Origin of the sequence: Rhodohalobacter sulfatireducens, assembly GCF_022012475.1 — a bacterium.
Taxonomy (GTDB): Bacteria; Bacteroidota; Rhodothermia; order Balneolales; family Balneolaceae; genus Rhodohalobacter; species Rhodohalobacter sulfatireducens.
Genome location: NZ_JAKLWS010000002.1, coordinates 171,965 through 194,455 on the forward strand (window position 1 = coordinate 171,965; position 22,491 = coordinate 194,455).

Annotated in this window: 19 protein-coding genes; 16 read left to right on the forward strand and 3 right to left on the reverse strand. The window is 41.2% G+C overall.

Annotated features, from left to right (window positions below):
* The first annotated feature begins 3 nt into the window (after positions 1-3).
* The 4 genes from L6773_RS02890 to L6773_RS02905 all read left to right on the forward strand — a co-directional run bounded on the left by L6773_RS02890 (position 4) and on the right by L6773_RS02905 (position 4,438).
* Positions 4-768 (forward strand): 3-keto-disaccharide hydrolase, encoded by a 765-nt coding sequence (locus L6773_RS02890; protein WP_237852347.1) that lies wholly within the window; start codon positions 4-6, stop codon positions 766-768.
* Between the two features lie 87 nt (positions 769-855).
* Positions 856-1,686 (forward strand): PIG-L deacetylase family protein, encoded by an 831-nt coding sequence (locus L6773_RS02895; RefSeq protein ID WP_237852348.1) that lies wholly within the window; start codon positions 856-858, stop codon positions 1,684-1,686.
* 99 nt (positions 1,687-1,785) lie between these two features.
* Complete coding sequence (locus tag L6773_RS02900; RefSeq protein ID WP_237852349.1) at positions 1,786-2,781, forward strand: formylglycine-generating enzyme family protein; 996 nt, start codon at positions 1,786-1,788, stop codon at positions 2,779-2,781.
* Between the two features lie 178 nt (positions 2,782-2,959).
* Positions 2,960-4,438 (forward strand): arylsulfatase, encoded by a 1,479-nt coding sequence (locus L6773_RS02905; RefSeq protein ID WP_237852350.1) that lies wholly within the window; start codon positions 2,960-2,962, stop codon positions 4,436-4,438.
* A gap of 27 nt (positions 4,439-4,465) precedes the next feature.
* Here the strand turns inward: L6773_RS02905 and hepT are convergent, their stop codons facing one another.
* Both hepT and mntA read right to left on the reverse strand, forming a co-directional pair.
* A complete protein-coding gene (hepT, locus tag L6773_RS02910; protein ID WP_237852351.1) occupies positions 4,466-4,882 on the reverse strand; it encodes a type VII toxin-antitoxin system HepT family RNase toxin in 417 nt (138 codons plus the stop codon).
* Positions 4,864-5,268, reverse strand: a complete 405-nt coding sequence (gene mntA / locus L6773_RS02915; RefSeq protein WP_237852352.1) for a type VII toxin-antitoxin system MntA family adenylyltransferase antitoxin — start codon at positions 5,266-5,268, stop codon at positions 4,864-4,866. Before mntA ends, hepT begins: the two co-directional genes overlap by 19 nt.
* Before the next feature lie 228 nt (positions 5,269-5,496).
* Here mntA and ggt point away from each other — a divergent pair, with 228 nt between their 5' ends.
* From ggt to L6773_RS02965, 10 genes are all read left to right on the forward strand, one after another.
* The gene (gene ggt / locus L6773_RS02920; protein ID WP_237852353.1) at positions 5,497-7,203 is read left to right on the forward strand and encodes a gamma-glutamyltransferase; all 1,707 of its coding nucleotides are present in this window, start codon (positions 5,497-5,499) and stop codon (positions 7,201-7,203) included.
* 107 nt (positions 7,204-7,310) lie between these two features.
* Complete coding sequence (locus tag L6773_RS02925) at positions 7,311-8,099, forward strand: DUF305 domain-containing protein (protein ID WP_237852354.1); 789 nt, start codon at positions 7,311-7,313, stop codon at positions 8,097-8,099.
* Between the two features lie 43 nt (positions 8,100-8,142).
* Positions 8,143-10,155 (forward strand): LVIVD repeat-containing protein, encoded by a 2,013-nt coding sequence (locus L6773_RS02930; protein WP_237852355.1) that lies wholly within the window; start codon positions 8,143-8,145, stop codon positions 10,153-10,155.
* 87 nt (positions 10,156-10,242) lie between these two features.
* Positions 10,243-11,487: a four-carbon acid sugar kinase family protein gene (locus L6773_RS02935; RefSeq protein ID WP_237852356.1), complete on the forward strand. Its 1,245-nt coding sequence runs from the start codon at positions 10,243-10,245 to the stop codon at positions 11,485-11,487.
* Positions 11,484-12,440 (forward strand): 4-hydroxythreonine-4-phosphate dehydrogenase PdxA, encoded by a 957-nt coding sequence (gene pdxA / locus L6773_RS02940; protein ID WP_237852357.1) that lies wholly within the window; start codon positions 11,484-11,486, stop codon positions 12,438-12,440. The genes L6773_RS02935 and pdxA overlap by 4 nt, the downstream gene beginning before the upstream one ends.
* Positions 12,441-12,453: 13 nt before the next feature.
* Positions 12,454-13,395 (forward strand): 2-keto-3-deoxygluconate permease, encoded by a 942-nt coding sequence (locus tag L6773_RS02945; protein ID WP_237852358.1) that lies wholly within the window; start codon positions 12,454-12,456, stop codon positions 13,393-13,395.
* A 159-nt stretch (positions 13,396-13,554) separates the two neighbouring features.
* Positions 13,555-14,865: a Gfo/Idh/MocA family protein gene (locus tag L6773_RS02950; protein WP_237852359.1), complete on the forward strand. Its 1,311-nt coding sequence runs from the start codon at positions 13,555-13,557 to the stop codon at positions 14,863-14,865.
* 28 nt (positions 14,866-14,893) lie between these two features.
* Complete coding sequence (locus L6773_RS02955; protein WP_237852360.1) at positions 14,894-15,835, forward strand: sugar phosphate isomerase/epimerase family protein; 942 nt, start codon at positions 14,894-14,896, stop codon at positions 15,833-15,835.
* A gap of 440 nt (positions 15,836-16,275) precedes the next feature.
* Positions 16,276-17,022, forward strand: a complete 747-nt coding sequence (locus L6773_RS02960; RefSeq protein ID WP_237852361.1) for a phosphoadenylyl-sulfate reductase — start codon at positions 16,276-16,278, stop codon at positions 17,020-17,022.
* Between the two features lie 166 nt (positions 17,023-17,188).
* Positions 17,189-18,025 (forward strand): ZIP family metal transporter, encoded by an 837-nt coding sequence (locus L6773_RS02965; protein WP_237852362.1) that lies wholly within the window; start codon positions 17,189-17,191, stop codon positions 18,023-18,025.
* A gap of 124 nt (positions 18,026-18,149) precedes the next feature.
* On the opposite strand, the gene pckA is transcribed toward L6773_RS02965, so the two are convergent.
* Positions 18,150-19,727 carry a phosphoenolpyruvate carboxykinase (ATP) gene (gene pckA, locus L6773_RS02970; protein ID WP_237852363.1) on the reverse strand — a complete coding sequence of 526 codons (1,578 nt, stop codon included), beginning with the start codon at positions 19,725-19,727 and terminating at the stop codon, positions 18,150-18,152.
* Between the two features lie 314 nt (positions 19,728-20,041).
* On the opposite strand from pckA, the gene L6773_RS02975 reads away from it, so the two are divergent.
* Together L6773_RS02975 and L6773_RS02980 are read left to right on the forward strand one after the other, a co-directional pair.
* Positions 20,042-21,268 (forward strand): DUF4856 domain-containing protein, encoded by a 1,227-nt coding sequence (locus L6773_RS02975; protein ID WP_237852364.1) that lies wholly within the window; start codon positions 20,042-20,044, stop codon positions 21,266-21,268.
* Positions 21,269-21,342: 74 nt separating this feature from the next.
* Positions 21,343-22,488, forward strand: a complete 1,146-nt coding sequence (locus tag L6773_RS02980; protein ID WP_237852365.1) for an imelysin family protein — start codon at positions 21,343-21,345, stop codon at positions 22,486-22,488.
* Positions 22,489-22,491 lie beyond the last annotated feature (3 nt).

A 22,491-nucleotide genomic window follows, 5' to 3' on the forward strand; every position in this document is an offset into this window, starting at 1 on the left:
ATTATGAACAGAAGAGAATTTACAAAGCGTGTCTTAAAATCAACTACAGCAATTACAACATCTTATTTGGGTGCTAACGCACTTTTTTCAGACAATAGTAATGCTGCTGAATATCAAAATGGTGATTTACAATTCAAACCTTTATTCAATGGTAAAAACCTGGACGGTTTTGTTGATATGAATACCTCTCCCGATACATGGTGGGTTGAAGACGGATTGTTGAAGTGTACCGGCGAACCGATTGGTGTTATGAGAACAGAGAAACAGTATGAAAATTTTATACTGGATATCGAGTGGAGGCACATGAAACCCGGAGGAAATTCAGGCTTTTTTGTATGGGCGAATGGCACACCACATGCAGACACACCGTTCCCAACTGGAATGGAAGTTCAAATGCTGGATCCTCAATGGGCAGAAATTAATAATCGATCAGATGAATATGTTCATGGGCACCTATTCCCGGTGATGGAACTGGAAGGAACAACTCCGGATAACCCATCCGAAATTGCAAGGGGTAGAAGCTATTCACTGGAAAAAAGGGTAAATGGAACAGGAGAGTGGAATCGATATATCGTGGTTTGTGTCGATGGGACGTTAAAACTTTCTGTAAATGGTAAATTTGTAAATGGAATACGCTCACCGGAAAGAAAAAAAGGGTATATATGTCCTGAATCTGAGGGTTCAGAGATCCATTTTAAGAAAATTGATATTATGGAATTACCGGGTGGTGTTATCTCTGAAGATCAAATTGCACCGGTTGTAGGCTGAAAATCATCAAATCATATTCTAATTAGCTAAATCATGCGGATACTCTGTTTAACAATCATTTATTTATTGGTTAGTTGTGGTAGTATTATGTCTCAAGACGATACCGACAAACTGAGAATCATTGCATTTGGTGCCCACCCGGATGATTGTGAAATTTCAGCAGGTGGAGTTGGAGCATTATGGGCAGAAGCGGGACACGCTTTTAAATGTGTTTCAATGACAAATGGAGATATAGGACATTTTGGAATGTCAGGGGGAGAACTAGCCATTAGGAGGATGAAAGAAGTCGAAGCTGCTGCTGAGATTTTAGGAATAGAAACCGAAGTAATGGATGTTCACGACGGTGAATTGATGCCCACACTAGAAAACCGAAAAAAAGTTACAAGGCTCATTCGTGATTGGCAGGCAGATATAGTGATGGTACATAGAAGATATACATATCATGCCGATCATCGATATAGCGGTATTTTGGTGGATGATTCCATAATACTTGTAGAAGCAAAATTCTTTACTCCCGACACACCTCCACTACCCCGAAGTCCTGTAGTTCTCTATTACAGTGATAATTTTCAAAGGCCATTGCCATTTGAACCAGATTTGGTCGTTGGTATAGATGATGTTATTGACAAAAAAAGAGAGGCGTTAGAACAGATGCCTTCACAGTTTTCTGACATTGATTCATGGACATATGGACGAGCTGATAATCCGCCTGAAGACGAATCTACCCGTTTGCGATTGAGGATTGATAATTTGATGAATCGAAGTGTAGATGTCGCAGATAAGTACAGGGCTATGCTCATCGAATTATATGGTGAAAATGATGGGAATAGAATTAAACACGCTGAAGCATTTCAAGTTTCTGAATACGGACGAGCTGCGACAACTGAAGAACTCAAAGCTCTATTTCCAACCTTCTAAAAAGTTCAACATGCTGTAATTGAATAAAAGTTACAGCATGTTGAACTGCTTTATCATTCTGTTCATCAAAAAATACTTTTAAAGAAGTTTTCTCTTTTCATGGTACAAAGTATTCGTAATGAATCTGTTAATAGATCGATCGTAAAATTTTCAATCCTCACATCCTTAATTACTTTACTTTTTACCCATTTTCTGCACGCTCAAAGTTCATTTGTTCCGTATAACGTTGATATCAACGCTCCTATTCAAATGGTTCCAATAGAAGGCGGCACATTTGTTATGGGAGATGAGAATGAAAATTCACAACAAGTAGATGTTGAAGTCAATTCTTTTTGGATGGGTTCATATGAAATTACCTGGGAGCAATACTATCAGTTCTCAACTGAGGTAATGAGCAATTTACAGGAAGAGAGTTTGCCGGGTGCCGATATAGGTGTAAATGCTGATGTAATTTCATTACCGACCCCTCCATATGTTGACATGAGTTTCGGAATGGGGACGGATGGATACCCGGCAATTAGTATGACTCATTATACAGCATCAATGTTCACAAAATGGTTGACTGCAAAAACGGGAAAATTTTATAGACTCCCCACCGAAGCTGAGTGGGAGTATGCTTGTAAAGCGAATGATGAAACCATAGATCTAAATCTTAAAGAACAAGTTTGGTACAGGGAGAATAGCAACCAAACTTATCAGAAAGTTGGTACAAAAAAGCCAAATCAATTTGGGCTTTATGATATGCCCGGAAATATAGCAGAGTGGACAACTGATCAATTTTACCAAGACTATATCCATAAAATCGAAAATATGGGTTCAGAACCAGTCAAAAATCCATGGTTTAAACCTACAGAGTTATACCCGAGAGCTGTGAGAGGGGCGTCGTGGATGGATGCTGAATCGGAGGTTTCTTGTAACAAGAGGAGAGCTTCAAACTCTGACTGGAAAAGGTTGGATCCGCAAATACCCAAGAGTTTGTGGTGGCATACAAGTGCACAATTCTTAGGGTTTAGGATCGTAAGGCCATTAAATGAGCCAACACCGGAAGAGATGAAGAAATATTGGCCTGAAGAAATAGATGACTTTGGAAGATAATATTTCAATTAAATATCGGGGCTTTAATGATGATTAAGTTGTCGTTCGAATATAAAGCCTGGATTCTAAACGTGAAGGGTCAGTAAACATGAATTTATTATTCTAGCCTAAGCATTTACGCCCTTTATATGCTATTATAGATGCAACTTTATTGCTAAAGGGTAAATTAAGATTGTTTATGTATAAGTCGATTAGCTTTATTTCTCATCTAATTTTAATACTATCATTTACAGTTGGTTGTGCACAAAAACCTCCCAAAGATGAAATACAAAAACCAAACATCATCTATATCCTTGCTGATGATTTGGGGTATGGTGATTTAGGGAGTTACGGCCAGGAAAACATCAAAACACCCAATTTGGATCGTATGGCCGAAGAGGGAATGCGATTTACTCAGCATTATTCGGGGAGTACGGTATGTGCCCCTGCACGGTCGATTTTGATGACAGGCCTGCATTCGGGACACGCTCCCATAAGGGGAAATAATGAGGTGTTGCCGATTGGGCAATACCCATTACAGTATGGTACTCAAACGATACCAAAAGTTTTGAAGGATGCAGGTTACGCAACCGGTGCATTCGGAAAATGGGGGCTTGGATATCCAGGATCAGAGGGGATGCCGTCATTGCAGGGTTTTGATACGTTCTTTGGATACTTAGGTCAGCGCCGAGCTCATTATTACTATCCCGAGTTTTTGTTTTTGGACCAGAAAGGAAGTGAATTGCAACGTGTACCCCTTGAAGGAAACCAAGTAAATGATGATCCCGATCGACATCCGGGATCAGGGCCGCCAATCGTGGCTGAAACCTATGCCCCCGATGTGATCCAGGAACGGGTAATTACATTTATTGAAGAAAATTCCGATCAACCCTTCTTTATATATCATCCTTCACCCATTCCGCATGCTTCGCTTGAGGTGCCGGATGAATATCTGGAGATGTATCTCGATGAAAATGGGGAGAGCATTTTTGAAGAAGAGCCTACGCCACAATCGCACTATGTGAATTCAGAGATGCCAAAAGCAACATACGCCGCGATGGTCACCTATCTCGATGCCAGGGTAGGTGAAATTTTGGACAAACTTGAGGAGCAGGGTATTAGCGAAAACACATTGGTAATATTCTCAAGCGACAACGGCTCCTATTCTGAAGGAGGTTACCATTATTCCATGCACAATTCTAATGGGGAATTGCGCGGAGGGAAGCGGGATTTGTACGAGGGCGGAATACGAGTTCCTGTGATTGCTTGGTGGCCGGGGCAAATCGAAAGAAATCAAACCAGCGATCATATTTCGGGTTTCCAGGATATGATGCCGACATTCACAGAGTTGGCAGGAATCAATGCCCCGGTTGGAATTGACGGCATTTCAATGGTACCGACACTTTTGGGAACCGGCGACCAGGAATCTCACGAATATTTATACTGGGAATTTCATGAGCAGGGTGGAAAGCAGGCCATCCGTAAAGGCGATTGGAAAGCTGTGAGGTTGGGAGTTCGGGAGAACAGAGATGCTCCGATTGAGCTTTACAATCTCTCGGAAGACTTGTCTGAGGAGAATAATGTAGCCGAGCAGTATCCGGACATTGTTTCAGAGATGGACAGTATTTTTGAAGCGGCGCATATTCCGTCTGAAACGTTTCAGCTTTTTGAAGAGTAAATCCAAAAAATGACTGAGATTGAAATCTCAGGAAGAGATATGTTCATCAATACGTTTAGCAAAAGCTTTGAGATCATGCAGACCTTTATGGCTTATATGAAAAACTATGTCCCAATTAATTTCCCTGTAAGCATGAACAGCGATATTTCTAAATCCAACAGCTTTTTTCATTTGGTTCGCAATTTTTGAATCCAGGATTTCCATTTCTTCAAGGATCTCAAAGGTTTCACCTAAACTGGTTGGTGCCTGGAACTCTGAATTGGCAATGATGTGAGTTCCAATATCAACACATAATTGAACGGCTCTCTCTATATTGACAGATAAAATATCTTGCAGATCAAAATTATCTTGTAATTCTTCGGCAGATTCGGGTCTTTTTTCTTCAATCCTCCTGTAACATCTGCGAAGTGATTCTAGTTTTTCTTTTATGACTCGTTGATCCATTTTTCTCGTCTTTCTTTTAAGATTCGATCATGGTAAGGCATCATGTCGACTTGATTATATAGCATTTTTTTTATGAGCTCTGCGTAAAGATTACGATCCGTGCAATAAATTAACTGGCCTTTGGTAATTATTTGGTGCAGCAATGTTCCATTAGTTTCTTTGAGATCAACAATATCAATCGGCCTGTTAAGGTCTTTAGCTAAAATTTCAACGATGTTGATCAGGATATCTTTCGGAAGTGATTTTCTCCCGGAAATTGCAAGATCAATATCACTGTCCATTTTTATTTTACCTGTAACAGCAGAACCATAAAGAATTCCCATAGATACATCTGGAAATTGCTCCAGGTTCTTTTTAATGATTGAGTCTAATGATCTATTCTCCATATATGTTAGATATTGTGCCGCATAATCCAATTGAAATGTAACCTGAATTTTACATAATGGCGAAAAATATAGTTGAAGTAGATATTTCCATAGGAGCAGGTTCGATTTTGAAGATTTATCTTAGAAATCAAACAAATTAAAACAGCTTTTTACACGTTCAGCCTGAATTTTATCTGCATTTCTATGATATTGTGTGATTCCAACAGATAAACAATTCCAACATTTTTTATGCTCAGATACATCAAATCTATTGCTCTTCTCTCAATTCTTTGTCTCAGCTTATTTGTACAAGCAGATGCCCAGGATCGTCTTTCCGGTGAACTATTTACAACCCGGTCGGAAGTGATTGCACGGCATGGGATGGCAGCTACAAATCACCCATTAGCGAGCCAGATTGCCATTGATATCCTAAAGCAGGGTGGTTCTGCCGCTGATGCAGCGATTGCAGCAAACGCATTCCTGGGATTTGCTGATCCTGCTATGAATGGAATTGGTGGTGATATGTTCGTGATTATCTGGAGTGAGGAAGATCAAAAATTATATGGCCTGAACGCCAGCGGAAAATCGCCGGTGAATTTAACACTACAGGATTTGAAAGATCAGGGATTGAGTAGTATACCCGCATCAAGCCCGCATTCAGTTACCGTTCCGGGTACGGTCGATGGCTGGTTTGAGCTCCAGGAACGATTCGGAAAACTGGATATGGAATCCGTTCTCCGCCCCACTATTGATTATGCTCGCGAGGGAATTGCCGTTACATCAACTATAGCCGAAATGTATGATTACCTGGAGCGGGATTTGATTCGAGGCTACACCCTGCCGGATGATTTTGACTGGGAGCAAGATCTTCCCAATTTCAGCGAACTGTATCGACCGGGTGGTGAATTTCATAATAAAGGAGATGTAAGAATTAACCGTGAGCTGGCGGCAACGTACGAGATGATCGCTGATGAAGGACGCAGCGCATTCTATGAAGGCGAGATCGCTGAAGAGATTGTTGAGCACGTGCGTGAAAAAGGAGGTTATCTGACGATGGAGGACTTTGAAAATCACTCGTCGAAATGGGTTGATCCGGTTTCGGTGAATTACCGGGGGTATGATGTATGGGAAATTCCGCCAAATGCACAGGGGATGTCGGTCCTGCAGATCTTGAATATTCTGGAAGGTTATGATTTGTCTGAATACGGTTTTGGCAGCCCGCAGCATGTTCACTACTATACAGAAGCGAAAAAACTGGCTTATGCAGATATGAGCAAATATTACGGCGATCCGGATTTCAGTGAACTCCCAATTGATACGCTTTTGTCGAAAGAATATGCCGATTTGCGTAGAGAGGAAATCCGTGATGACTGGGTTCAGGATTACGGCCCCGGCTTGGAAGAAAATAATCACACAATCTACCTGACCGTCGCCGATAATGAAGGAAATATGGTTTCACTCATCCAAAGTAATTCCTGGATGTTTGGCTCACTGATCACTCCGCCGGATTTGGGATTTGCTCTCCAAAATCGTGGAACAGGGTTTACGCTTGAGGAAAATCATGTAAACACTTATGCATCCGGAAAGCGTCCATTTCACACAATTATTCCCGCTTTCTTGACAAAAGAAGGAGAACCCTACATCAGTTTCGGACTGACCGGTGGCTCTATGCAGCCTCAGGGTCACGTACAAATTTTGCTCAATGTGATTGACTTCGGAATGAACCTGCAAGAAGCAAGTGATGCTCCGCGAATCCGGCATTCAGGCAGCGGAACCGGATCAACGGAATTGGAATCAGGGTTTAGTTATGAAACGGTAAGAAGCCTCTTAAAAATGGGCCATGATGTGAAATATGGTTTTGAAAGATTTGGCGGATTCCAGGGGATCATGTTTGACGGCACGTTTTACTACGGCGCATCCGAATCCAGGAAAGATGGCCAGGCGATTGGATATTAAACCAAAACGGATGCAAGAGAATAGAATTAAGATTTTTTAATTACTCTCTTCTTATATTCGACTGTCGATAAATATAAATGGTAAAACAAATTTTTTATATAAAGTAGATGTATAGGTTTTCTGTTTTTGAAAAGGAATTCAGTTTTCTGGATATCCCGAGCTGCTCAACTTTTAGTTTAATTTTTTTCATTGCGTGTACACTTTCTGCATGTTCTGCATCTCAGCAAACTTCCGGGGATTCGAATTACGATATCACCAGGCCGGAGAGTACAGATTCAAATCAACGTCTTGAAGAGCTCTACTGGTCTCGAATTGATAGCTCCAAAATGGAGTTTACTCAGGCGGATGTAGATTTTATGGTCGGTATGATTTCACATCATGCACAAGCGCTGATTATGTCTGACCTGGCTCCCAAAAATAATGCGAGTCCGGCAATTCAAAGACTTGCATCAAGAATCATCAATGCTCAAAAAGATGAAATTCAATCGATGCAGAAGTGGTTGGGCGACCGAAATCAACCGGTACCGGCCGTTCAAATTGACGGCTTGATATTAAACATCGTGATGGAGCCAGCAGAAGAAGCAGCATCTTCTCATCAACAAATGTCTCATTCCCATTCGGGCCATTCGGCTATGGATCACTCCGGGATGCCGGGGATGCTTACCCAAGAGGAGCTCAATGATTTATCTGAACAGGAAGGGAAAGACTTTGATCGCGCGTTCCTGGAATATATGATTGCGCATCATGAAGGAGCCGTGGTTATGGTTGAAAATCTTTTCACCGTAGATGGTGCTGCCCAGGATCAGCAGATATTTCGGTTAGCTTCGGATATCCAGGCGGATCAAACTACAGAAATTGAACGAATGGAGCTGATGCTCAGGGAAATGAACGAATAATTCATCTTTAAACAACTAAAAACCAATAAGATAAGCACCTTCAATGAAAACGAAGAACCATCTTTTAAGCTTTTATTCAAAAGTTCACAGTAATCCATATCTCAAAATTCTCACCGTATTTATCATATTCGCAGGATTGATCAGTTGCTCAACTTCCGGCACTTTTCAAGATGGCGGGCAATCTTCGATTCCTCAATTTTCAGAGGCTAACCGGCCAGACCCTGACCCCAGGGTTGGTTTAGAACCGGGGGTTTTTGATGCAGAGGAAACCATCTGGAACTTGCAAAAACTCTCATCAACTCCCCCTCCAATCGATTTTATTGGCGGAGTAAACTCTGATTTAGCTTTCAAAGGAAATTATGTGATCCAGGGAAATTTCAACGGGTTTATGGTTTGGGATATTTCCAATCCGGAATCTCCTGAGCTGGTGGTCGATTATCTATGCCCCGCCTCTCAGAGTGATGTGTCCGTTTATGAAGACCTTCTCTTTGTTTCAGGGGAGGGCCTCGAAGGAAGGCTTGACTGTGGTTCACAAGGAGTTGAAGAGACAGTAAGTGAGGAGCGCCTCCGGGGAATTCGAATTTTCGATATTTCTGATATCAGGAATCCGGAATATATCTCGAATGTACAAACATGCCGCGGTTCTCATACCCATTCTGTACTGAAAGATCCGGACGATAATGAAAATGTGTATGTATATGTTTCGGGATCAGCTATGGTTCGGCCGGAAGAAGAGTTGCCGGGCTGCTCAAACTTGATGCCCGATGAGGATCCGAACAGCGCGCTTTTTAGGATAGAGGTCATCCAGGTTCCACTCGACAGTCCCGAGGAGGCGGCAATTGTAAATTCACCCAGAATATTTGAAAACCTTGAAGAAGCCCCAACCCACGGACTTTCACAAGCAGATATTATGGAGGCAGAAAACAGTGGAAAGTATATAGGTGTTGTAGATGGTGAAAAAAGAATTGTATCTGATCGATATGTAGAACAGTTTTTAAATAATATTGTAGAAGAACGAGGAGGCATGGGAGAGCCAACAGCAGCAGACAGTTCCGAATTGCGAGGCCGAATTTCGGAAATGCTTCAGGACGTGGTGGCTGAGCGAGATGATGAAACGGATGGCAGAGGTCCAAATCAGTGTCACGACATTACGCTTTACCCTGAAATTGGATTGGCCGGCGGAGCATGCGAGGGTTATGGTCTATTGCTTGATATTTCTGATCCTGTAAAACCTGTTCGGATTGATGCCGTTGCTGATTCTAATTTTGCATACTGGCATTCGGCAACATTTAATAATGACGGCAGTAAAGTTCTCTTTACTGACGAATGGGGTGGAGGAACACAGCCAAAATGCCGGGTATCCGATCCGATGGAGTGGGGTGCAAATGCAATTTTTACTGTTGAGCAGGATTCCATGGCGTTCAAAAGTTATTTCAAGATACCGGCCCCGCAAACTTCACAGGAGAATTGTGTAGCTCACAACGGGTCACTCATCCCTATTCCCGGTCGGGATATTATGGTTCAGTCGTGGTACCAGGGAGGTATCAATATTTTTGATTGGACCGATCCTGAAAACCCCATTGAGATCGCATTTCATGATCGCGGGCCGCTTCATCCGGAGCGATCTGAACTTGGAGGAAGCTGGTCAGTCTACTGGTATAACGGAAAGATCGTTAACTCTGAAATTGCCCGCGGGTTAGATATTTTTGAGCTCGTACCAAGTGATTTTCTGACTGAAAACGAGATTGAAGCAGCAAATACAGTGGAGCTCAGTTATTTGAATGCACAGGGTCAACCGAGGTATGAATGGCCTCCAACATTTGTATTGATGCATGCCTACCTGGATCAACTTGAGCGAAACCGCGAATATGATATGGAATTTATTAACTCTATCAGACAAGGATTGATGGAGGCTGAGCAGGCTGATGATGTGGACAAGGTATACCTTTTGAATCAACTTGCGAGAAAGTTAGAGATTGAAGCTAACGGTTCAACTAAAAATGGAAAAGCCCGTACCCTGGCTAAAACCATGAAAAGTATGAGCTCCAGCATCTAAAACAATCATTATATTACTAGCCGACTCTGAATAACAGGGTCGGCTTTTTTTTATGGATAGCTTACACGGTTTTTATGGCAATGTTTTATGGTTGAGCTTTTAATAATAGCGGATGATTTAACCGGGGCCATTGAAACCGGGGTACAGTTAGCGAAACAAGGGATTTCTGCAAGAGTTATTCACAATCCAGGTACGGATCTGCATCAATCCTTACAAAAAATAGATTCTACTGTTGTAGTTTATAACACAGAAAGCAGGCATATAGAGCAAAGGTTGGCTGCTCGAAGAGTAGGACAAGTTGTAAAAATCTCAAGAGAACGAGGAATTAAGCATTTTTATAAGAAAACAGATTCAACGATGCGTGGAAATATTGGTGCCGAACTCCAGGCATTTCAGGAGGAAACGGGTCAGAACTCCATTCCATTTATACCTGCTCATCCTAAATTAAAACGCTTCACGAAAGAGGGTTATCACTATATAGGAGAACAACTTTTACATCAAACAGAGTTTGGTAATGATCCTCTGGAACCAATAGAAATCAGTTTTTTACCCGACTTGCTTCAAAAGCAGACAAATCTAAAGATCTCTTTGATTTATAAGGCTGGGTATGATTCGCTCCCAAAAATTAATGGAATCCTGGTTTTTGATTGTCAATCAGTAAAAGATTTGGAAAAAATTGCTACAGATTTAATAAAAAATAATCTGCATAAATCTATTGCTGGTTCTGCAGCTATGTGTGAATTGACACCGGTTCTTTTCAATCTAAAATCTAAACGATTGAAACTTCCAGAACTCAATAAACCCACTCTTTTGGTGAATGGAAGTTTGAATAAAATTTCTTTAAATCAGGTGAAATTCGCCCATGAAAAAGGAATAAAAATCATCACCTTGCCGGAGCATCTGCTTTCGAGTAAAAATTATAAAAAGGATCCTGATTTCAGGCAAATACTCACTGACATTCATGAGGAGATACAAGCAGGCAGAAACGTAATTTTGAGTTCATCAGATATCCGGGCTGAACCAAATAATAAGAATAATGATAAAGTTGAATACGAGGTAGTATCAAAACAGATTGGCTCTATAATCGCAGAAATTTTCAACGAACTGCATATATCATCACTATTTGTAATTGGAGGTGATACGTTGATGGGAATAATGGATAGGATGAATTGTGATGCTATTGCACCGTTAACTGAAATTTTACCCGGGGTTGGCCTTTCGATGGCTTCTGTTAAAAATCAGAGTATTCAAATTCTAACGAAACCCGGTGGATATGGAAATAAGGATGTTATCGTACAAACATTCAATGTTATTAAAGAATCAAATCAATGATCGGTATTTCAATTGGCGATGCAAATGGCGTAGGGCCTGAAATTTTATTGAAAGCTTTTATGAATGAAAAGCTTGGCGGAGATTTTATCGCACTTGGGGACTACTCTGTTTTGAGCTATTGTAATTCACATTTAAAACTGAATGTGAAATTGCACAGAATAAAAGATATTCGAGATTACAAACCCGGCTATCTCAATGTGTATGATGTTGGGCTGTTGAGTGAAGGTGACATCTCAATAGGTCAAATTTCAAAGAAAACCGGGAATGCTTCAATAAAATATGTTGAGTTGGGGACGAAACTTGCACTTGATGGAAAAATTGATGCCTTGGTTACCTTGCCAATCAATAAAGAAGCAATTCGGCAGACAATTGACGGCTTTTCGGGACATACAGGATTTCTGGCGGATCTGTGCAGCACATCAAATTACACGATGATGCTCGTATCTGAAAAACTGATTGTAACTCATACATCGACACATCTATCACTGCGTGAAGCGATATCGAAAGTTAAAAAAAAGCGAATTATTGACGTCGCCAAACTTACTGATGCCGCACTCAAAAAGATGGGTAGATCTGCAAAGATTGCAATTGCCGGTCTCAATCCGCACGCTGGAGAGAATAATTCCTTTGGAAGAGAAGATTCTGAAGAGATTGTACCTGCAGTAAAAAAATTAAAAGAAGAAGGCTTGGACGTGACCGGACCCATCGCCGCAGACACTGTTTTTTACAGTGCAACAAAAGGCCAATATGATGCTGTTGTCTGCATGTATCATGATCAGGGCCATATTCCAATTAAGCTTTTGGATTTTGAAGCGGCGGTTAATGTTACTTTAGGTTTGCCGATGGTAAGAACTTCTGTCGATCACGGAACCGCATTCGACATTGCATACAAGGGCATTGCATCGACCAAAAGTTTGTGTAATGCATATGATTTAGCCAAGAAACTAATTTAATCACCTGCTCAATATGAAAATTAAAGGAATGATCGAAAAGGTTCCCGGCGGCATGATGGTCATTCCCCTGATATTAGGTACTGTTATAAATAGCTTTTTCCCCGGTCTTTTAAATATTGGTGGATTCACTACTGCTTTGTTCAAAGATGGCGCCACAGCATTGATTGGAGCTTTTTTATTCTGCATGGGGGCTGGAATAAAGTTGAAAGCCGCACCCAAAGTTCTTAAAAAGGGAGTTTCGATTACCTTATCCAAATTTATTGTGGCAATCGGTATTGGTTTAGCCGTGGAAAGTTTATTTGGAGAAAATGGTTTTTTGGGTTTGTCTGCTCTTGCAATCATTTCTGCTATGAGTAATACAAATGGGGGATTATATGCAGCGCTTGCAGGAGAATATGGTGATGAAACAGATGTCGGGGCAATTGCGGTTATATCCATCAATGATGGGCCGTTTTTAACGATGGTAGCCCTTGGTGCAGCCGGGTTGGCAAGTATCCCATACCTTGCACTTATTGCAGTGATTGCTCCAATACTCATAGGTATGATACTGGGAAACCTGGATGAGGAGTTGCGCAAATTCCTGGTAACAGGCGGGCCTGTTTTGATACCTTTCTTTGCTTTTGCACTGGGCACCGGACTTGAATTGAACTCATTGATTGATGCAGGAATCCCCGGAATTATATTAGGTATCATAACAACGTTTGTAGGAGGGTTCTTTAATGTATTATCTGATAAAGCCGTGGGGGGATCAGGTGTTGCCGGTGCAGCTGCTTCAAGTACAGCAGGAAATGCTGTAGCTACACCTCACGCTTTGGTCTTAGCTGATCCATCAATGGCTGCATTAGCTGCTATTGCCACACCACTTGTAGCTGCTTCTACGATGACGACAGCTATTTTAACGCCTCTGTTAACTTGGATGGTCAGTAAAAAATCAGGAAAATTAACTTTGAAATGAAACCAATATGCAATATTCAATACAGGCTCCATTTTTCATTCCCGGAGATATGGAAGCTTTTTCGATTTTAGAAGCAGAATAAATTTAGTTTTATCCAATTATTTAAATGAGATTCTTTAAATTTTAGAAAATAGAATTGTTGATATAAGCTCAAATACCATGAAAGACCATAACCGAAGAGAATTTATAAAACTAACATCATTAGCAGTTGCAGGGAGTATGCTACCGTTAAGTGCGTGCAGAACACAGGGCGAAATGGCTGCAGCAGGAACCGTTGCAGGAGTAGATCCGGAATACAAGCTTAAACTTGGATTAATTGGAGCAGGCGGGCGGGGTACCGGTGCTGCAAACCAGGCATTAAATGCAGACCCAAATGTGGAACTAATAGCTGTGGGAGATATCTTTGATGACAAAATGAGCCAATCACTGGAAATTCTAAACCAGATTCATGCGGATAAAGTGAATGTGCCGGAGGAGAGACGTTTTATTGGTTTTGATGCATATCAAAAAGTGTTAGACTCCGGAATTGATGTAGTGATTCTTGCTACTCCGCCAACATTTCGCCCCCTTCATTTAGAAGCTTCGGTGGATGCAGGTGTTCATATTTTTTGTGAAAAACCGGTTGCCGTAGATGCACGCGGGTATCACCGGGTAATAGATGCTGCCAAAATTGCCGAGCAAAAAAACCTGAATCTTGTATCAGGTTTTTGCTGGAGATATCATAATGCGAAGAAGGCATTATTTAATAGAGTATTGAATGGTGAGGTTGGTGATATTACATCCATATATACCACGTATAATACCGGTGAACTATGGTCATTTGATCGAAAGCCCGAATGGTCAGATGCTGAATATCAGCTTCGAAACTGGATCTACTATACCTGGATTTCAGGTGATCACATCGTTGAGCAGGCAATTCACAGCGTTGATTTTATGATGTGGGCAATGAATGATGCAACACCGGTGAGCGCGATGGGAACCGGTGGACGACAGGTTCGAACAGATAAAAAGTATGGAAATGTTTATGACCATTTCGGAATAACCTATGAATTTGAGGGCGGAGTAAAAGGATTCCATTTTTGCCGACAGCAGCAAAATTGTGAAAACAGTTACCATGCAGAAGTTTTCGGTACAAATGGACGTGGGGTAGCTGATGTAACACGAGGTGAGCATTTCATTGAAGGTGATAACAATTGGATTTTTAACGGTGAAGAAAATGACATGTACCAAGCTGAACATGATGCTCTATTTTCCGCAATCAGGTCCGGGAATATTATTAACCAGGGAGAACAACTTGCCAATAGTACAATGGCAGGTATTCTTGGCAGAATGGCTGCTTACACCGGCAAACGAATAACATGGAATGAGGCGGTTAACTCCGGTCAGCAGTTATCGCATGATATCGAAAGCTGGAATCACTTTCCCGAGATTAATGGAGTAGCTATGCCGGGTAAGACATCTATAGTTTAAATTTCCTGTATAAAATAAATCAGTATCTATGAAAAGAATAGAATTTTTAAAAATGGGGACTGCCGGACTAGTTGCATTAGGATCCGGTTCTGCTTTCAATACCCTTTCAACTCAGCCACAAAAAGTAAAGAATATATCTATGAACGCACCTCTTAAAAAAGCATACATGCTTGATACATTTCCTTCAGGCGATGACTACACCGTTTTTGAAAAGTTTCAGATGCTGAAAACTGCTGGATTTCATGGCGTTGAGCCGCCCAGCGGAATGGATCGGTCCGAAGTGCTTGATGCAAAAGAGGAAACAGGTCTTGAAATTCCGAGTGTGGTTGTTTCTACCCATTGGAATCATCCACTTTCCAGTCCGGATCAATCCGTTAGAAAAGCCGGGTTGGATGGTTTGGAAACTGCTTTATACGACGCCAATGAATTTGGTGCATCGACCATTCTTTTGGTGCCCGGAGTAGTTAATGATAACGTCTCTTACCGGGATGTTTACCAGAGATCACAGAGAGAAATTAAAAAAATGCTGCCTCTTGCGGAGGAGTTGGAGATCGTGATAGCGATTGAAAATGTATGGAACCAGTTTTTGTTGAGCCCATTGGAAGCAGCCCGATACGTCGACGAATTTGAGTCGCACTGGGTAGGCTGGTATTTCGATATCGGGAACATCATGAACTACGGCTGGCCTAGCCAATGGATAGAGGTGTTGGGAGATCGAATTGAGATGATCCATATCAAAGAGTTCAGTCGGCAAAAGAGAGACGATGAGGGATTATGGAATGGATTCCAAGTCAACTATTTAGAAGGGGATAACGACTGGCCAAAAATCATGAAAACGCTTCAGAATATTGGATACAGCGGTTACGCTATTGCTGAGCCGGCATATCGGCCGGATGATATTGCACCGGATGAGTTTCTGCGTGATTATGTCTCCACCAGAATGGACAAGATGATCGGGTATTTACAGTAATTTTTTATCTGATTATTATTTTCCCTCATTGAGCTACGCACAAGTATGAAGATATTCTAGTCTATTCTATTGGCTATACTGGTTTGTTTTTTTGTGGTCACCGGATAGCTTTTCTGATGAAAGCGCTTTTTTAATCGATGAAGATCGGTTTAATTCATTGGCTAACAATGCGAATCAAAATTCTCAGAACTGTTTCGATGTTGGATATAATTTGTTATTGTATCACTTGATAAACGCAAACAAATTTTAAACCGCTACCAGAAATGTTATTAAATATTTCATGTTGTTGTTGCGCATGTAAGAAATGCAATCACTGATGATCTGGTAGTGGGATATCAAATATTTTATTGACAAAGCATGTTGAACCCGCTGCCTTAAAGCAAGTGGGTTTTTTTATGCCCTGAATATTTGATTTGGATGAAAATTTTATCTGAAAAAGGATGAAAACAGAAACGAAAGAGGTTCTTTTAAAAGATTCAGTTGATGTAAAGACTGACGATCTGCCCGCCTTGAACAACCGGTTCGAACATCAATTACTGGATGATCTGTTGATATGGGCGTTTGAGCAATTTGGCAATGAATTAGTATTGGGCACTGGATTTGGCCCATCAGGTGTGGTTTTGATTCATAAAATCACTCAGCTCAATTTACCGGTCAAAGTATTTTGTTTGGATACAAATCTTCTATTCGATGAAACCTATTCTTTGTGGGATAAAATTGAGAAGAGATTTAATATTACCATAGAGTCTGTTTCACCAATTCTTACCCTGGAAGGGCAAGCCACTCTCCACGAAGAAGAGATGTGGAAATCTAATCCTGACCGATGCTGTTACCTCCGGAAAGTACTCCCGTTACAAAAATATCTTAGTAATAAAAAAGGGTGGATTACCGGTTTACGCCGTTCACAATCGGATATGAGAAAGGGTATTGACAAAATCGAGTGGGATTCTTCCAACAAAGTATTTAAGCTGAATCCACTTGCTGATTGGAGCCAGGGGAAAATCTGGGACCATATCGATGAACATAACTTACCATATAATCCTCTGCATGATGAGGGCTATCCAAGTATAGGCTGTATTCCATGTACGGAACCTTCCAAGAACCAGGATGAACGATCCGGTCGTTGGAAAAACATGGAAAAAACGGAATGTGGGATTCATCTTCCAAATCTTCAAAATAAAAAGTAGTCTAACTTTTCTTTCCAATAGATAAATCGGGCGACCTCCTGGCCTGCGTTAACCTGTAAAATACCGGAGCCCAAAAAGATGAAAAATTTAATTTTTAGCTTTGGCTAAATATTCGATACATTTAGAAAGTTGTTGATTTTGAAATTGTAATTCTTTGGATTGAAATATGGAATTTGAAGCAATAAAAACTTGGTTTTTTGAATTAAGCCCTGTGATGCAGGCACTGATGGGGGGATTATTTACATGGACACTTACTGCGCTTGGTGCCGGATTGGTTTTCTTTACAAAAAATGTGGGTTATAAATTACTCGATTCTATGTTGGGTTTTGCAGCAGGAGTGATGATTGCCGCAAGTGTCTGGTCGCTCATTATTCCTTCTATTGATATGGCCGAAGGCCAGGGATATATCCCATGGATTCCCGCTGTCATAGGATTTATTTCCGGGGCTGTTTTCTTGCGCATTTGTGATGCATATTTACCACACCTTCATTTGGGACAACCAAAACAGGAAGCCGAGGGTGTTGTAACGACCTGGAGGCGCACCACGCTTTTGGTTCTTGCAATTACACTACACAATATCCCGGAAGGTTTGGCTGTCGGTGTTCTTTTTGGTGCAGCTGCTGGTGGTATCGACCCAACAGGAACGGCAACTGTTGCAGGTGCAATTGCACTGGCTTTGGGAATTGGAATTCAAAATTTTCCCGAGGGAGTTGCGGTATCTGTGCCTCTCAGAAGAGAAGGTGTAAGCATGGGCAAGAGTTTTAACTATGGTCAACTTTCAGGTGTAGTCGAGCCGATCTCGGCTGTAATTGGTGCTGCCGCTGTTTTGATGGTGCAGCCAATATTACCTTATGCGCTGGCGTTTGCAGCAGGCGCAATGATGTTCGTAGTTGTAGAGGAGTTGATTCCCGAATCGCAGCAACACGGGCATACCGATTTGGCTACACTTGGTACAATGATTGGTTTTTGTGTGATGATGGTTTTGGATGTGGCTTTGGGGTAAATCAGGAGATAAAGATTTCGTATCTGCATCTTGAAAATAATGGATATTCGTACTTGTAAAAAAAAGGGCATGATTAAAGGAAATCATCCTAAACCATGCCCTAAACTAAGTTAACAATTTTGGTTTATACGTTAGGTCCTGCTTCTATAATTTCAGGACTACTTTCCTCTTGGTACTTTTTGAAGTTATCATTAAACAATCCGCCAAGTTTAACGGCTTGTTTGTCGTATGCTTCCGGATCTTTCCATGTATTTCTTGGAAGAAGAATCTCAGAATCAACGTTTGGACATTCGGTTGGTATTTCAAATCCGAATACTTCGTCTGTTTGCGTTGGTACATCATCGAGCTTTCCGCCATGGATAGCATTGATGATAGCCCGTGTACTTTTCAGATCCATACGGTTTCCTTCACCATAAGGTCCACCGGTTATTCCGGTATTTACTAACCATGCTTTGGCATCATGCTTACGCATCTTATCAGCCAGTAGCTCAGCATACTTAGCAGGTGGCCAGGCCAGGAATGCAGCTCCAAAACAAGCAGAGAATGCCGCTTTAGGCTCAGTAACTCCAACCTCAGTCCCAGCAACTTTGGCTGTATACCCACTAATAAAGTGATACATGGCTTGTTCCGGTGTGAGTTTACTTACCGGGGGCAGAACACCAAAAGCATCATAGGTCAGAAATATAACATTTCTGGGATGACCGGCTTCGCATGGGATTTTTGCATTGGAAATATAATCAATCGGATAAGAAGCTCTTGTGTTAACGGTGATTGATGTATCCTCATAATCTACTTCTCTTGTATCCGGATCGTATACTACGTTTTCCAGCACCGTACCGAATTTTATAGCGTTGTAGATTTCAGGTTCTTTCTCTTCAGAAAGGTCAATGGTTTTTGCATAGCATCCACCTTCTATATTAAAGACTCCTTTGTCACTCCAGCAGTGTTCGTCATCTCCAATCAGTTTTCGGCTGCTGTCTGCAGAAAGGGTTGTTTTCCCGGTTCCTGATAGGCCAAAAAAGAGTGCCACATCCTCCGGTGAATCTCCTTCGTTTGCAGAGCAGTGCATCGAGAGGACATTTTGTTTGGGCATCAGGTAGTTCATAACTGTAAAAATGCCTTTTTTCATTTCCCCGGCATACTCTGATCCTAAAATTACCATTTCTTTACGATCGAAGTTAACATCAACACTGGCATCGGATGTCATACCTTCGGTAAATCTGTTAGCAGGGAATTTCCCAGCGTTGTATATGACAAAATCGGGTTCACCGAAATTTTCTAATTGTTCCTTCGTAGGACGAATCAGCATATTTTGCATAAATAAACCATGGTACGGCCTTTCGGCAATGATGCGAACTTTAAGCTGATATTCAGGATCCCAACCGGCGAAACCATCCAAGACATAGAGCCGTTCTCTTGTATTCAGGTAGTCAGTTGCTCGTTGATGATTGATCTCGAATGTATGTTCATCCAGCGGGATATTGATATCTCCCCACCAAATATCCTCTTTGATTCCCTCTGTTGTAATGACTCGTTTATCGGCAGGGCTCCTTCCTGTCCTTTCACCTGACCGTACAACTAAAGCCCCTTTATTGGTAATGGCTGAACCGGGATCGTGTTTAATAGCCTCTTCATAAAATCGTGATGGAGAAGGATTCCTGATAATGTTTTTGACATTGATATCATGTTTTGAAAGATCCATATCTTGACTTTTTTTGATGAAATATTTTTTGTTATGATTTCACCTCTGGCCAAAGAAAATGAACAGAGGTGAGAATATTTGAATTTGTATTATTCAATAGGTTCAAATTACCTATTTGCTATAGATAAATGATAGAAGAGCACTGGTTAAATTTGTATAGGGCTATCCCTGATAAGCCCCAAAACACCAAATAGAAGCGCTTTTAATTTTAATTTAGATTTATTCTACATAAACCTTGTGTGATTTCTCTCTGCTCCTTACCTTAGAATTAGTCTAAATAAAACAGTTAACCTTACTCTATTCCAAAGAAGAAAATGCAGAATAAATTACTACTGTTCGCAGTTCTTTTATCAATAACTTTTATCTCTTGTTCTACTGACAGTAATAACGACCCTACCATCGACGAACCCGCAACTTATGAATTTACGCGTAATGGTGAATCCACTGTTTCATTTACCGGGCAAACCACTCGGTTGCAGATGGGGGCTGAACTCTTTGGTGCGATGACAGATTTTGACAACACAACAGAAAATCTGCTCTACCAAATGTATCGAAATCAAACAGCAGACGGCGGTGATGCCGATCCCTATGCCAGTGCCGAACTGAACGATGCCACAAAGAACATTAAAAGCAAAGTAGCGGCGTCTGAAGATTATTTCTCATCAAATACCACTTTAAGTGCTGAAATTAAAGATCAATTTGAAGAATGGATGAAAGCTCAAGTCGATGAAGTGTTTCCAAATCAAAATACATTGGCTGAGCCCGGAGTTCCCGGACAGATTGCTGACGGATCATCTACTCGGTATGTAAACGCTCAGGGTCTGGAGTATGATCAGCTTGTAAACAAATCATTGATCGGAGCCTTAACTGCAGACCAAATGCTAAACAATTACTTAAGTGTTTCTGTACTTGATGCCGGAACAAACAGGCAAGATAATACAGACGGAGTACTTGCAGAGGGAGCCAACTATACAAATATGGAACATAAATGGGATGAAGCATACGGTTACCTTTTTGGAAATTCGCCAAATAAAGCAAATCCTCTCAATACCATTGGTGATGATGATATTTTTCTGAATAAATATTTTGGCCGTGTTGAAGGCGATGAAGATTTTGCCGGAATAAGCGAGAAAGTATTTAATGCATTTAAACTGGGCAGGGCCGCCATCGTTGCCGGAGATTATGAAGTTCGAGACGAACAAGCAGAAATCATTCGGGAAGAAGTTTCTAAAATTATTGGTATTCGGGCGGTTTATTACCTGCAAACGGCTAAAGCAGCAATTGATCAAGAAACACCGGATTATGGAGGAGCATTTCATGATCTCTCTGAAGGCTATGGTTTTATATACAGCCTGATGTTTACAAGGATACCAAATACCGACTCCCCGTATTTTACGAAAGCGGAAGTCGAGGGATTTTTAAATCAATTACTGGGTGATGGTCCGAATGGACTTTGGGATGTAACACCTGAAACACTCGATGCCCTCTCTAATGATATTGCCGAGGCATTTGATTTCACCCTGGAGCAGGCTGCAAGCTAAACTTTGTTCACCATCTAAAACTGGCAGCTCGAAAGGGTTGTCGGTTTTTCTAATTCATAAACACTACCTAAACCATGAGGAAATTCAGTTTTGTTTTCATATTGGGTTTGATTCTATTGTGGGGATGTACGGATGATAATCCCTCAGGCCCGGATGCGGATGATTTCGACCGCGAAGAAATTCTTGTAAATTGGGCTGATAATATTATTCTACCTGCTTTCGAATCTTTTTCAACAACTACTGGCGAACTTAAGACCGCCGGTGAAAACTTCACAACCAATCCAAATCAACAAACACTTCAGGAACTCCGTGATGCCTGGAAAACAAGCTACCTGGCATGGCAGCATGTCTCAATGTTCGAGATGGGCAAAGCAATGGATGTCCGGTTCCGGGACTATCTGAATACGTACCCTGTGAGTGCTAACGAGAGTAGCCCGAATGCTGATCAAACGATTCAAAAAAATATTCAAACTGGCACATACAACCTGGAGCTTCCATCTTTGAGAGATACTCAGGGATTTCCAGCATTGGATTATTTGCTAAACGGGCTGGGTGATTCAGATGATGCAATTCTTGAATATTACACCACACATCAAGACGCTGTAGAGTACAAAAAGTATATCAATGATCTGGTTACACGCATGGACCAACTGACGGTTGAAGTGCTGGATCACTGGGAGTCAGGATATAGAGATCAGTTTGTGAGCAACTCAGGGAATGGCGCGAATGGATCCCTTGATATGATGGTAAACGACTACATTTTTTATTACGAAAAATATTTACGGGCTGGAAAAATTGGCATCCCAGCCGGAGTTTCTGCTATATCATCTGGTACTCCATCTCCAGTACGTGTGGAAGCTTATTATAGCGAAGGATTATCTAAAGCACTATTTATGGAAGCCTTGAACGCCACTCAAAACTTTTTTAACGGAAAACATTATGGTACCCAGGAGATGGGTGAAAGTCTTGCTTCTTACCTCGATTACCTGAACACAATGAAAGAAGGTGCGGATCTGACACAGTTGATTAACAACCAATTTGAATCTGCAAGAAATCAGGCAGAGAATTTGAATTCAGACTTTGTAACTCAAATAGAAACCGACAATTCCGAAATGTTGGCTACGTATGATGAACTCCAAAAAAATGTAGTTTTCCTGAAAGTGGATATGCTTCAGGCGCTAAATATTAACGTAGATTACGTAGACGCCGACGGTGATTAAGTT